Origin of the sequence: Prevotella marseillensis (genome assembly GCF_900625065.1) — a bacterium.
In the GTDB taxonomy this organism is placed as follows: Bacteria; Bacteroidota; Bacteroidia; order Bacteroidales; family Bacteroidaceae; genus Prevotella; species Prevotella rara.
Genome location: NZ_UYXY01000001.1, coordinates 2,762,451 through 2,776,234 on the forward strand (window position 1 = coordinate 2,762,451; position 13,784 = coordinate 2,776,234).

General features: G+C 49.7%; 10 protein-coding genes. 2 read left to right on the top strand and 8 right to left on the bottom strand.

Translation table 11 applies throughout. The features are described from left to right. Nucleotide 1 precedes the first annotated feature (1 nt). Nucleotides 2-1,441, top strand: coding sequence for a lipopolysaccharide biosynthesis protein (locus tag EJL04_RS11155; RefSeq protein ID WP_125104975.1), 1,440 nt, complete (start codon nucleotides 2-4; stop codon nucleotides 1,439-1,441). 175 nt (nucleotides 1,442-1,616) lie between these two features. On the opposite strand, the gene EJL04_RS11160 is transcribed toward EJL04_RS11155, so the two are convergent. The 7 genes from EJL04_RS11160 to EJL04_RS11190 all read right to left on the bottom strand — a co-directional run bounded on the left by EJL04_RS11160 (nucleotide 1,617) and on the right by EJL04_RS11190 (nucleotide 9,856). Continuing rightward, on the bottom strand, nucleotides 1,617-2,570 hold the full coding sequence (locus tag EJL04_RS11160; protein ID WP_125104976.1) for a glycosyltransferase family 2 protein: 954 nt from the start codon (nucleotides 2,568-2,570) through the stop codon (nucleotides 1,617-1,619). 68 nt (nucleotides 2,571-2,638) lie between these two features. After that, nucleotides 2,639-4,078, bottom strand: coding sequence for a DUF6080 domain-containing protein (locus tag EJL04_RS11165; protein WP_125104977.1), 1,440 nt, complete (start codon nucleotides 4,076-4,078; stop codon nucleotides 2,639-2,641). Nucleotides 4,079-4,215: 137 nt separating this feature from the next. Beyond that, nucleotides 4,216-4,818 (bottom strand): HAD family hydrolase, encoded by a 603-nt coding sequence (locus EJL04_RS11170; RefSeq protein ID WP_125104978.1) that lies wholly within the window; start codon nucleotides 4,816-4,818, stop codon nucleotides 4,216-4,218. A 48-nt stretch (nucleotides 4,819-4,866) separates the two neighbouring features. Further along, complete coding sequence (locus EJL04_RS11175; protein WP_125104979.1) at nucleotides 4,867-5,757, bottom strand: decaprenyl-phosphate phosphoribosyltransferase; 891 nt, start codon at nucleotides 5,755-5,757, stop codon at nucleotides 4,867-4,869. A gap of 125 nt (nucleotides 5,758-5,882) precedes the next feature. After that, on the bottom strand, nucleotides 5,883-6,893 hold the full coding sequence (locus tag EJL04_RS11180) for an acyltransferase family protein (RefSeq protein WP_125104980.1): 1,011 nt from the start codon (nucleotides 6,891-6,893) through the stop codon (nucleotides 5,883-5,885). Further along, a complete protein-coding gene (locus EJL04_RS11185) occupies nucleotides 6,890-7,954 on the bottom strand; it encodes an acyltransferase family protein (RefSeq protein WP_053398898.1) in 1,065 nt (354 codons plus the stop codon). Before EJL04_RS11185 ends, EJL04_RS11180 begins: the two co-directional genes overlap by 4 nt. Before the next feature lie 72 nt (nucleotides 7,955-8,026). After that, nucleotides 8,027-9,856 (bottom strand): phosphoethanolamine transferase family protein, encoded by a 1,830-nt coding sequence (locus tag EJL04_RS11190; RefSeq protein WP_125104981.1) that lies wholly within the window; start codon nucleotides 9,854-9,856, stop codon nucleotides 8,027-8,029. A 256-nt stretch (nucleotides 9,857-10,112) separates the two neighbouring features. On the opposite strand from EJL04_RS11190, the gene EJL04_RS11195 reads away from it, so the two are divergent. Further along, complete coding sequence (locus tag EJL04_RS11195; protein ID WP_021855761.1) at nucleotides 10,113-11,798, top strand: SulP family inorganic anion transporter; 1,686 nt, start codon at nucleotides 10,113-10,115, stop codon at nucleotides 11,796-11,798. 798 nt (nucleotides 11,799-12,596) lie between these two features. On the opposite strand, the gene nadD is transcribed toward EJL04_RS11195, so the two are convergent. Continuing rightward, nucleotides 12,597-13,181 carry a nicotinate (nicotinamide) nucleotide adenylyltransferase gene (gene nadD, locus EJL04_RS11200; protein WP_125104982.1) on the bottom strand — a complete coding sequence of 195 codons (585 nt, stop codon included), beginning with the start codon at nucleotides 13,179-13,181 and terminating at the stop codon, nucleotides 12,597-12,599. Nucleotides 13,182-13,784 lie beyond the last annotated feature (603 nt).

Genomic DNA, 13,784 nt, shown 5'->3' on the forward strand with positions numbered 1-13,784 from the left:
AATGGAAACATTAAAAGAGAAAACAGCCAAAGGGCTGATATGGGGGCTGATGAACAATGGCTCCACGCAGATTTTAAACCTGATATTCGGCATATTCCTTGGCCGGCTGCTTACGCCGTCTGATTACGGAATGGTAGGCGTGCTGACCATATTCACCGCAATAGCCGGCAACCTGCAGAGCAGCGGATTCACTCAGGCACTGACAAACATGAAGCATCCTGAAAGCCGCGACTATAATGCGGTGTTCTGGTTCAACGTTATCGTAAGCATCAGCATCTACACCATTCTGTTCTTCTGCGCCCCGCTCATATCGCTGTTTTTCCATCAGCCAGCACTGACCGAGCTGTCGCGCTTCGTTTTTCTGAGTTTTGTTATATCGTCGTTCGGCATTGCCCACGGAGCATACATGTTCAAGAACCTCATGGTAAAGGAAAACACCGTGACGGGATTTGCGGCATTGGTGACATCAGGCATAGTGGGAGTGGTGCTTGCAATAAACGGACAGTCTTACTGGAGCCTGGCATGGCAACAGATTATATATATCACCATAATCAACATAGGGCGCTATTTCTACACGCCATGGCATCCTACGCTCCACATAGACCTGCGGCCAATAAAGAAGATGCTTAACTTCAGCATGAAGATTTTGCTGACGTCAATTATCAACACGCTCAACAGCAACATACTTGTGTTCATCTTCGGACGCCTCTACCCCATAAAGGCTGTGGGAAGCTTTACGCAGGCCAACAAATGGAACACCATGGCCTATTCGTTTCTCAGCGGAACGATGGCGCAGGTGGCACAGCCGGTTATGGCACAGGTTACGGGCGACAACGAGCGTGAACGCCGCGTGTTCCGCAAGATGATGCGCCTCACGGCCATGCTTTCCTTTCCTGCCATGTTCGGTCTTGCCATGGTGGCCGAAGAGTTTATCCTGCTGACCATCCACGAGCAGTGGCTAAGCAGCGTGCCGCTGCTCCGCATTCTATGCATCGGCGGAGCATTCATGCCGCTTTACACTCTGTATCAGAACCTTATGATAAGCCGCGGGCGCAGCGACATATACCTGTGGTGCACCGTTGTGCAGATTGTCATACAGATAGCCATCGTCGTGGCATTCGCCAAGTTCGACATGCAGGCAATGGTGTGGGCATATACAGCCGGAAACATTGTGTTTATCGGCATATGGCAGTATTTCTTAAACAAGCTTACAGGAATACGGACTATAGAGATAATGCGCGATATATGCCCGTTCATGATTTCAGCGGCTGCGGTCATGGCTGCGGTATGGCCGCTTACAGCTCCAATATCCAACCTATGGCTGCTGCTTATCTGCCGCTTTATCCTTGCCGCCGTTCTTTATCTTGCGATAATGCGACTGGCGCATGCCGAGATTCTGAATGAAGCTATCGAGTTTATCAAGAACAGGAAAAAGCGATAAAGACGATAAGCCCAAATCGGCCATTAGGATTCGGTCGGGATTTTTGCTTTATATTGAGCGGATTTTCGTTTGATTGCGGCTATGTCAAGAAAAGCAGACTAAAATACGGATGAAAGCATGAATGCACAAAATATATAAAATAATGTGCTGTTTAATGACCGGTTGGTGTCTAAGACTAAAAGAAACGACTGTATATCCTGCGTGCCGTAAGATATGCGAAATTGGCTATACTGAAAGGGCAACGCCCACGGAACATTGCGGCAAGCATCTTGAACAGCGGTCCTGACGGACGATAAGGCAGAAGACCGTAAGCCTCATCAAAGCTATATCCGTCAGTGCGCACACAACGCAAGGCATTGATCATGCCCAGCTGCAAAGGCACGGCATACACACGGCGCGAGTCGTTCTCTGTAAAGAAATCAAGCACTATGCGGTTTGCCTTCAGATATGAACGCAGATGTCGTTCCGAACGTGTATGTGTATAAGAAGCCGTGTTTTCGTCGCTGTAATAATAAACAACATCGTTGATAAACGACCGCTTGGCGTAGAACATCAGCCTCGTCATTATAGAATAATCCTCGCTATAGTCTACTCCCGGCACAAGGGTTATGCCGTGGTCGGTATACAGACTGCGGCGGAAGAGCCGTCCCCACATGCGGTTTGACACTATATTCTGGCACAGCATAAGCGAGAGATAGCGCTTTGTATCATGAGTCTGGCATGGAAGCACCGGTTCAGACAGTCCTGCCGACGTTAAGCGCTGCCACGCCCCGTCTACCACATCAGCACCGCTACGCTCCATCTCGGCGCACAACAGCTCTACAGCCCGCGGCGGCATATAGTCGTCGCTGTCGGCATGCATGATACATTCGCCTGTTGCGGCAGCAATGGCCACGGCACGCGTAGCCCCCACTCCGCGGTTCACCTCATTGTCTATTATGCGCACCTGCGGCGCACGGTCAGGATAACGCTCTATGACTGAGCGCAAGATGCTTATGCTGCGGTCTGGAGTACAGTCGTTTACAAACACATACTCCATGTCGCGATGTGTCTGCTCGAACAGCGAAACAGCACAACGCTCAATATACTTTTCCACCCCGTAGACGGGCACAAGCACTGATACCTTCATAAAATCTCTTGCGTTAAGCGTTAAACCAACCTTACAGTCAGACCGTTATCCTCACAGGCTGCTGCCGTTTATCCCAGCAGATAGCCTGCAAGCAGAGTGCCGTTATATGCCCAAAGCCACAGCGTAAGCACAACGAGCAGCACGCGCAGCCATGTTCTGAATCTTCCGTTCTCGGCCTGTTTCACCACAAATGCCATTGCCATAGGCATTACAAACAGCCAGTGGGCACCCATTATATACACTTCGTTGATGCCGAAGCCAAGTCCCATGTGCAGGAACATGTCGAAAGCAAAGCCGCCCAAGGCCATCCAAAGGAAGCGCGAACGGCGTCCGCACCATATTCCGCCGATAAACAGCAGAACAATGACAGCCTCAACCACGTAGTTGATAATCCAGCTGTAAGGCACTATCACCGGCCTGCTGCGCAGCGTATCCTGCAGCAGATGCTGGTCGTGCAGCTGTATAGACTCGCCAAAAAGGTTCTCTACAGCCGTTTCAGAGCGCGATGTAGAAATGTCTGTCCACTTGATAAATTCGCCCTTGCCCATCGGCTTGCCGGTATGCTTGTTCCATGCCTTCTGGTGGTCTTTCACATATTTTGCCTTCACACGCTTGTTCATCTCTTTTGCAAAGGCTTTTTTTATCTCGGCACTGTCCTTCAGCGACGTTGTGTCGGCAAATGCATTGAACAGTTTCTGACGTGTCTCGGCACTCTTCTTCAGCCGTGCTTCGTGGCGTGCCTTTTCTTTAGGCAATACGAAAGTGCGGTATTCCCATCGTGCAAAAACCCATATAAGGGCTGAAGGCAGCAGCACTGCAAGCAGCAGATACTTGATGCGGAAGAACTTCTTTCCGTTGGTAAAGAGCGCATATATGAATATCTTCACGCCGTTGCTAAGCGTCACGCCGGCCGTAACAAAGAACAGCAATACCGTCTGCCAGATGCTTAACCTTGTGCCGTTCTGCATTTTCATGCCTGATATATACAACGCGAACACAAGCAGGAACATCGACACGCAGAAATGATCGGGCACTACGGCTGCTATCATGACATACGCAAACGAGAACAGCATGGCCGAAAGCACCGTGGCCTCAAAACGCCGTATCTTTATTATGTCGCGGAAGATGCGGAAGATGAATATAAACGAATAGAATGCAAAGAACAGGAGCGGAACAGCCACTATAAACTGCACAAGGTTTAGTCCCGTCATATCCATCAGCCAGCCGTCGAGCAAGGACAGCGGCCAGACCATGAACGAAAGGAACGGATGGCGGTAAACATTATAGTTGGCTTCCCAATATGTAACCATAGAATAGGTTATCGGATCGAAGCCTGACACTACAAAGTTCTTTATAAATATATTCCAGTGCGCCCCGCCTGTATGCAGAAACGTATTGAAGGTCTTGCTTATCATCATTGCGTGCAGAGCAATCAGCACACAGAGAGCGCAGACCGACGCGGCCATTTCCTCGCGCCTTATTTTAAACATTCTGAAAAATTTCTTCATATCGTTTGTTTATATTTTCTAAAATCCAAAATCCCTGACAGCCCAATGTCCCTCATTGCGTCAGCCAAGCATCAAGCCAATCTGTCAGGCATGCCGGTCTATTCGCGGCAGTCTCACCGCCACGAAAGCGTCAAAGGCTATTTTCTGAAAGGTTTATAGTGGCTTTCGTTGGCAAAGTCAAGCAGTTCGAAGTCGCCCCTGCTGTCGCCATAAGCCGCAAGCCAATAGCTATTACGACCGGGATAAAGCTGTATCAAGCGTCTCACTTTCTCTTCGCCATAGCAGTTTTTTGAGATAAAACGCCCCGTAACAACCCCGTCGCGCTCCTCTATCATGGTGCCGATGACCGTCACGCCGTCAAGTCCGGCAAAGAACGGTTCCACCCAGTTGTTTATACTCGCGCTTACAATAACCACCTTGCAGCCTTCCTCAAGCACCTCGTTAATCTTCTGTATGCCCTTTGGCCGCAATAAAGAAATGTTCTCACTCGCAAAGCGCACGCACCATTTGTTGAACTCGTCAAGCTTCATCCCTCCGAAGCAATGGGCAAAGACTTTCTGCTTTACCTTCCAGTTGGGATAAAGGCCAAACTTCATCAGCAACAGCAACGGCAGATAGCGCAGCATGCAAAGAAAGAAAGCCTTGTCGCCACGGACGAACCTTATAAACTCCAGAAGGGTGTCGCGGTTGGTCAGTGTGCCGTCGAAATCAAAGGCGTGTATCTTTAAAGTACTGTCCATAATCTAAATCACAAGAAATGCTTTATACGCTTAAATCAGCTATTGTCCTTACTTTATTACATATATCAGCACAAGGAACGTAAGCGCCCATAGCAGCACCACGCACTGCGTGAACCTGTCGCGGAGCATCATCTTTGTAGGGTCGCCACTCCTCTTGTCAACAACGGTTATCTGTATGTAGCGCAACAGTCCGAGCAGCACGAAAACCGAAGTGAGATAAAGCAGGTCCGAATGGAAACGGTTTACCACCTCGGGCGACACGGTGTACATGATATAGCATACAAGCGTCACCGACGCCGTGATGGTTATTGCCTGATTTATGAAGGTAAGGTTATACCTTATAGTATTCTTTCTCGGCGGCTCTCCCGTCTCGTTCATGCGCAGCACATCGTCGCGCCGCTTGGCAAACGAGAGGAAAAGAGTGAGCAGGAAGGTCATCAGCACGAGCCACTTGCTCAGGGATATGTCAGTGGAAAAACCTCCGGCAAGCACGCGCAGCACAAATCCGAAAGCTATGATGCAGACATCTACAATGGCATACTGCTTCAGCTTAGAGCAATAAAGGATGTTCAGAATATAATAAATAAGGATTACCAGTCCTACATTTATAACATGGGTGTATGTATCGAGCAGACACACTGTTCCAACCGACAGCAGAAACATTAGAGCCATAAGGGCCCATGCACTCCTGACGCTTATGGCACCCGATGCTATTGGCCGCTTGCACTTAACGGGATGGCGGCGGTCGGCCTCAACATCGATAATGTCGTTGAAGCAATAGACCGACGACGCAATGAAACTGAATGCAAAGAACGTTACGACCGATGCTCTTATGTCAGACGGATCGAGCAGACTGCCGCCGAAGAACATGGGTATCATCACGAACACATTCTTTAGCCACTGGTGCGGGCGTATCAGTTTTAACAGATTACTTTTCATTACTTCTCGTTTTTAATTTCATTTTGCCGACCAGGCCGAAGACTTGCTCTCCCCGCAGGGCCATATGCCTCAGGCCGCCCGGTCAGTGCCATGCATTATCAATATCCGTCACATGCCGTTGCCCGTTATATGTTCTTCGGCAAGAATCCTATCACGAACGACACAAGTCGGTGCAACAGCCACGCAAGTACAAGAGAAACGGCTATCATGATAAGAGCCGTAAGACAGTAACCCAGCTTGTAGGGGGTTATGTATTTCATGACAAACTGTATGTGGATGAGATAAAGCTCAAGGCTTACCGTGCCCACAAAGGCAAGTGCCCGGCAGATAATGGCGGGCGTATGGCACAGCAGCTTCACAAGCAGCAATATCATCGACACGGTGAGCGGAATGTAGACCATGCGCTCAAGGAACAGCGGGAAACGGCCTCGCCACGACTCCTCAAACTCCACACACATGGCCAGACTCATGACAAAAATCAGCAGCACGAGCCACAGCGACGAGCCGTCGAGGCTGCGTCCGCCCTTTACGAGCGCGCCGCAGTTGATGCCGATAAGAAATATAGGTATGCGGCTGAAGAATATCTCCACATGCCCTACAGCCTTATGCACAGGCGGATAATACTGCACCATGACGGCAAGCACCATAGCGGCCACCGCAAGCCAACGGTATTCGGGATGCTTCTCTATGAGTTTCATGTATGCCGGGGCAAAGGTGTACATCATCATTATGGCAGGGATAAACCAGAACGTCAGGTCGTCAATGCGCCAGAAGCTCCAGTTTATCAGGATGTTTGCAACGAGGTCGGGCACGTTGCGGCTGTAGCCTCCGCCGGGAGTGTTGATAAACGCCGGAATGTAATACAGGCAGGCCATAAATATCCATGCCGGATAGATGCGTATGTAGCGGCGCCAGAAAAAGTTTTTCAGCGTGGGTTTCTTGCTCCATGCATACCACAGGCCTATGCCGCTGAGGAAGAGGAACATGTCAACGCCCACATTTCCGCATCTCACAAAGCCGTACATCGGATTGCTCTTGGGCATCCACACATGGAACAGCATGACAAATATCATGGCCAGTCCCATCAGTTCGCTGCGGTAGCGGCTTATGTCCGAAAGGTTTATGGCTTTTATCATATCTTCAGCTTTGGTTTTGGAATATAGCGGAACATCAGCTTAAACAGCCATGCCAGAAGTATCGACGCAACGATATACGTGATCAGTCCGGTGTAGATGTATCCGCGGTAAGACATCTTTATAATTATCTCGCGCGTGATGGGGTGCATCACGAACAGCGCCGACGATATGGCACCGAACCATACGCACGGGGCAAGCGCCTTGTCGGGTATCAGTTTCATGGTGGCAACGGCTCCGGTTACGATGAACAGCGGCACAAACAGCCACGACCAGAAATAGAAGCTGCCTATGAACACGATGAATGCCGACACCACTACTATGGTGAGATTTATCGGCAAGGGCAGGTTGCGGCCGTGGCGGGCATAGAGTATGCCGGCACCAAAGGGCAACATGCCGCCTATAAAGTTGTAACGTATACGGTTTAGAATCTCGCCTCCCTCATCGACCGACGGAGGAAAAAATGCCTGGACAGCCGTGCACAGCACTATCAGAGCCAGCGTAACAGCCGAACTGCGGCGATAGAGCACAAGGCGGTAAACGATGTAGAGCTGAAGCATGAGTCCGAAATACCAGTAAGGCCCGGGCTTTATGATGTGGTCGGGGTCGGGCATCAGGTTGATATACATCAGCAGCTGGGCTATGACGCGGCCCACGGTATAGCCGTGATAGCCGTGCGGATGGAGATAGCTCACCACGGCAAAGCCTATATAGCCAAGGAACATAAGGCGCAGCAGCTTGGCATAATGGAAGCCGATGAAGGGCAGCGCCCTTACTCTAGTCGGCGTGCTGCGCTCATACTTGTAGACGAGGCCGAAGCCACTGATAAACAGAAACACGGGCACTCCGTAGTGTCCGAAGAACGACATAACGTGTATAAACAGGTTGTCGTCGAGTGTCAGCATGCGCTCAAGCAGCTGTCTCGGCTTAGATGCCGTGAAGGTGTATTCGTTCTCTTTTACGGCAAAGCCCAGAAAGTGGCAGTAGTTGTGAAGAATTATTCCCAGTATGGCTATGCCCCTGAGGGCCTTCGACTCAGCCATGCTCAGCAGTTCTTTTTTCATTGTCTTAAGTTATTTTTGTCACGGCGCCATAGCCGCGCGGCCCGCATCTCACCGGTTGCGGCGGCCTGCGCGTCAGTCTTCAACGCCGAGTTTGTCATAGTCGGTAGTGTTCTTTAACATTCTTGGTCTCTTTTCGTTATACCCGTCGCTCAGCACGTTCAGGTCGTCGCGATAGTGGGGCGAGCTTATGCCGCCCAGATACAGCAGCAGATGCGGCAGCGCGTCGGTCATGTAGCGACGGTCTTTGGCCTTCACGATGTCGTTGAACAGCGACGGATGACCAACCATAAAGCTGTGTGAGCACCATATCCAGAACGGTATGTCGAACTCCTCGCGTGCCAGGCGCGCCGTTATCTCGGTAGAGTGCATGCGGCCGTAGAAGTGGACGTCGCCCTCATAGCACTCCTCGCCATGGTCGGGCACATACACCACGATGGCGTCCTCGTCCTCGAAGCGCTTTATTATCTGGTCGACAATCGAGTCGTTATACAATATTGCGTTGTCGTAGTCGGCAAGCACGCGCAGCTCTTTCTGCTTGAGCTCGGGCCTGTCGTAGTCTTCCGGATTAAAGTGTCTGCGGTCTCTCGGGAAGCGCGTGCGATAGTCAACGTGCTGCCCCTTCAGATGGAATATTATCAGATTGTTCTCTCCGTTGTTGCGCTGCAGCCTGTCATAGTCGCCCAGCAGTCCGTCGTCGTACCGGTATAGCCGCGTGTTGCGCGTGTCGAACATGGCGTGGCTCAGCTGCGGATTGTTCAGGAAGAAGCCGCCGCTGAAGTCGTAGACAGCCTCCTTAGCCTGAGGCAGAAACTGGTTGGTAAGGAACGTTACATGATATCCTGCCTTGCGGAACAGCTCGGGGAACAGCGGATAGTCGCACCATTCGCCCTTGTCGCCCACTGTATAGAGCGAGAAGAGAGCCTTAAACACAAAGCTCGTAAGATTCCACGGCGCCACAACGTCGCTGAACGGTATCAGCTCGCCCTTCTGAGCGCGTGCCTCCTGTCTTGGCGTGGTGTCTTTATGGTATCCGTACAATCCGGCATGATGACGGTTGTAGCTCTCGCCTATTATCAGCACGATATTCTTGCTGCGGAACGAACAGCTGTCCACCTTTGCCTTGTCGATATTTTCCACCAGGGTCTTCACCTGCTTGGCCGTAAGTTCGTTGGCATATATGCTGAACATAAGGCGGTAGCCGGGCAGATACAGCTGGGCCTTCTCCTTCTTGGTCAGTTCGTGCTCCACCTGCCCTATGTTGTCGTAGGACATCAGGCGCACAAAGGCCGTCTTGTCGGCAAAACACTTGACCGTGCTGACCACAAACATCACAAGGAACAGAAGTCCGAGCCACGGCTCAGCCATGCGCCACCATCCGGGCACGCCTAAAGCCATACCGGTCTTGGCCTCCAGCCAGGCCTTGCACTTGGGGCGGTTGTGCCATATCAGCACCCATGCCACATGGGCAAGCAGCACGAGCAGCACCCAGCCCAGACGGCTGAACACCACGGAGCCCGTGAGATACGACTCGAGAAACTCTGCCGCCTCGCGGCTGTCGGTCTCGCCCACGAGCAGCAGCATCGTGGGGGTTATCGTCGTGTCGAACTTCACGAAGCAATAGACGTCGACAAGCACTATCATGTAAAAAAATACGTAGATAAAACGCTTCAGCCACTTGGCCACGCTGCGCGGCAAGAGCCACAGCACAACGCAGATTATGCTCACATCGAAGAACAGCTCGTAGGGCGCAAGCGGCCATGCGTGATATCCGCGTTTGTCGGGCACTACGGCATAAGTGCACACGATGCCGAGCACATACATGAATACAAAGAAAGCGGCATTGCCTTTTATCGGCTTGAAGATATTGGTGAACACACGTCCTGCCAGATTCAGTATTTTCATCAAATTCTAAATATTTTTGGCAAAATTACATCTTTTTATTGTATCTGCAATGCAAATGCACCGCAAATCGAATGCGGCAAAGATAAATCACACATATTTTATTATATATAGATACGTTTAATGCGCAAAAGCATGAAACGCAACGGCGTAAAAACTAAAAAAGCATAAAAAATGTTTTGTAATGTAACATAAACATTGTACCTTTGCGACTTCTTTAAAACAAATAACATTTCAGAATAACAACAAATCAGAACAAATGGAACCTTTTGCATTCAGGCCGCGCCTGCTGTCAACGCTGAAAAGCTATAACCGCAAGACGCTGATGGCAGACATCATGGCCGGAGTAATAGTAGGCATTGTGGCCCTGCCGCTCGCCATAGCCTTCGGTATAGCGTCGGGCGTAACTCCCGAGCAGGGCATAATAACCGCCATCGTGGCCGGACTTATCGTGTCGGTGTTTGGCGGAAGCAAGGTGCAGATAGGCGGACCCACGGGCGCCTTCATCATCATCATCTACGGCATAATACAGCAGTACGGCATGGAAGGCCTTGCCATAGCCACGCTCATGGCCGGCGCATTCCTCATCCTGTTCGGCCTGCTGCGCCTCGGAGTAATCATCAAGTACATACCCTACCCCATCATAGTTGGCTTCACGAGCGGAATAGCCGTAACCATATTCACCACGCAGATAAAAGACCTGCTGGGCCTTAGCATAACAGATGTGCCTGCCGACTTCATCGAGAAATGGGGCGCCTACGCCGCCAACATAAGCACCATTGACATGTGGAGCGCCATTATCGGCGTGGCAAGCGTGCTGCTGATAGCCGTAACGCCGCGCTTCAGCAAGAAGATTCCCGGCTCGCTGATAGCCATAATCGTTATGACGGTGGCGGCGCTGCTGCTGAAAAACTTTGCTGGCGTGACGTCGATAGAGACCATAGGCGACAGATTCTCGATTAGCAGCGAACTGCCTGACGCACAGGTGCCGCAGATGACATGGGAGACAATAAAGAGCCTCGTGTCGCCGGCATTCACCATAGCCATACTGGGAGCCATAGAGTCGCTGCTGTCGGCAACAGTGGCAGACGGTGTAACAGGCGACCATCACGACTCTAACACCGAGCTTATAGCCCAGGGCATTGCCAACCTGGCATCGCCGCTGTTTGGCGGAATACCGGCAACGGGAGCCATAGCGCGCACGATGACCAACATCAACAACGGCGGACGCACGCCCGTGGCGGGCATCATACACGCTGCCGTGCTCATGCTGATATTCCTCTTCCTCATGCCGCTTGCGCAGTATATCCCCATGGCCTGCCTGGCCGGAGTGCTGGTGATAGTGTCATACGGCATGTCGGGATGGCGCTCGTTCACAGAGCTTATGAAGAATCCCAAGAGCGATGTGGCAGTGCTGCTGATAACGTTCTTCCTCACCATAATATTCGACCTCACCATAGCCATCGAGGTGGGCCTGCTCATAGCCTGCCTGCTGTTTATGAAGCGCATGGCCGAAACCACTGACGTAAAGGTGATTATGGACGAGATTGACCCCAACGACGAGCTTGACATCGAGCAGGGCAACCTTGAGCACCTCACTATACCCAAAGGCGTGGAGGTGTACGAGATTAACGGTCCTTATTTCTTCGGAGCCGGCAACAAGTTTGAGGAGGTGATGGCCGTGTTCGGCGACCGTCCCGTTGTGAGGGTGATACGCATGAGAAAGGTGCCATTTGTCGACTCAACGGGAATACACAACCTGAAGAATCTCTGCATAATGAGCCGCAAGGAGGGCATCGAGATAGTGCTGTCGGGCGTTAACAGCAATGTCCGGGCCGTACTAGAAAGGTCTGGCTTCAACGAGCTTATAGGCAAGGAGAACATCTGCGACCACATAAGCACTGCCCTCAAACGTTCAAAAGAGATTATCGGAGAGAACGCGTAAGTGAAAGTGAAAAACGAACAGTGAAAAGTGAAAAATCCAAATGTTTTGTGGCTTCTGATCAAGCACTCAGCATTTGGATTTTTCACTTTTATTTTTTAATTTTCATTGCGCTCTACCCTATTTTTTTAATTAAGTTCCGATAATGCAACCTTAATATCTTCACTTTCGCAATCGGGACATAGGAAGTAAGCGGATTGAAAAATCCTGATATACTATTCCGGCAGATTACAAATCAGCCGGCACATTACTCTTGTTGGTATATGCCGTTTGTTTTTAATCCACAAGACATTTGACTTTAACTTCTTTAACTACTCTAACTCCTTTAACTCCTAAAATAAACTTTTAACCTCTCCAGAATTGCCATGCTCATCACGAAACCGTGGTTTGGTGCGAAAAATTGCACAAAATTGACATTTCCGGTAAAGTGTTGATATATTGCCTTTTAGTAAGATTACGAAGCAAATAGGCAATAGTTAAAAAACATTACTCGGCCACTTTTCACCCGTAAACGATAGGTTTAGCATCACAAAAGCATACGTTTACGACATTAAAAGCAGGCATTTGTGAACGAAAAAGGCTGATTTTGATGTTGAAAACAGGCATAAAAACAAACGTATGTTAAAGAAACGTGGTATCAAGGCTATTATCTTTAACATACGTTATAAGTTGATTTTCTAGAATGAAAAATATTTTTGTCCTGAGTTTTTACCTATTTCATGCTGTGTTTTAACAATTAGCAATGCAATAAGAACAATATCAGAATTACGGAAAAACAGCTCCGATATGTTATCCACCGACTTAAACTTTAGGAGCATACAGACCGTTGTCGCTGATATAGCGGGCCACGCTGTCGGGCACAAGACCGTTTATCGGACGGCCGGCGGCAATGAACTGCCTTACCTGCGTGCTGCTGATGTCTATCAGACGGGTGTCTACAAGGCTGACTCCTTCGGGCAGCGACGCTGCGTCTACGGCAGAACCGCCGCGGGGATATATCACTATGCGATAATGGCTGAGAATGTCGCGCCAGGCATACCACTCGCTGAAGCGCTCCCAGTTGTCGGCGCCTATGAGCAGGACGAACCGGCGGTCGGGATAGTCGCGGCTCATCGACTGAAGGGTGTGCCACATATACGACGGACGGGGCATGCGAAACTCATAGTCGGAGGCATGCATGCGCGGCTCGCCTTCGAGCGCAAGCTCTACCATCTTTAGGCGCAGGTCGTCGTCAAGCAGGTCGGCAGCACGCTTAAACGGGTTCTGCGGCGACACGACAAACCATATTTCATCGAGCCCTGCACTCGCCAAAAGCAGGCGCGCCAGCTCTACGTGTCCGTTGTGTATGGGGTTGAAAGAGCCCCCGAAGATGCCGGTGGTGATCATTTTTATTTTTTTAGGAGTTAAAGGAGTTAGAGTAGTTAAAGAAGTTAAAGTCAAATGCTTTGTGGCTTATTGTCAAACATCAATCTTTGGGTTTTCAAAACTATGGTATGTAACAGCAAGACTAATGTGCCGGCTGATTTATAATCTGCCGGAATTGAGTATAAGGATTTTCAATCCGATTACTTCCTATTTTTTAATTAAAAGGTATGAGTATCGGATTGAAAATCCTGATATCCGATGCTGTCGAATTTTTCGCTGCGCTCAACAACACGTGCATATCCGACAGAACATTAGCTTTGTTGATTCTTGTGGCTTATTGTCAAACATAAACCTTTAGTTTTTCAAAACTATGGTATGTAACAGCAAGACTATTGTGCCGGCTGATTTATAATCTGCCGGAATTGAGTATAAGGATTTTCAATCCGGTTACTTCCTATTTTTTGATTAAAAGGTATGAGTATCGGATTAAAAATCCTGATATTCAATGCTGTCGGATAAAATATCCGACAGAACATTAGCTTTGCTGTTTCGAAACAAAGATAGGAGTTTGTATCACCACAAGGCATTTGGATTTTTCACTTTTAACTTTTAGTTTTTCACTTT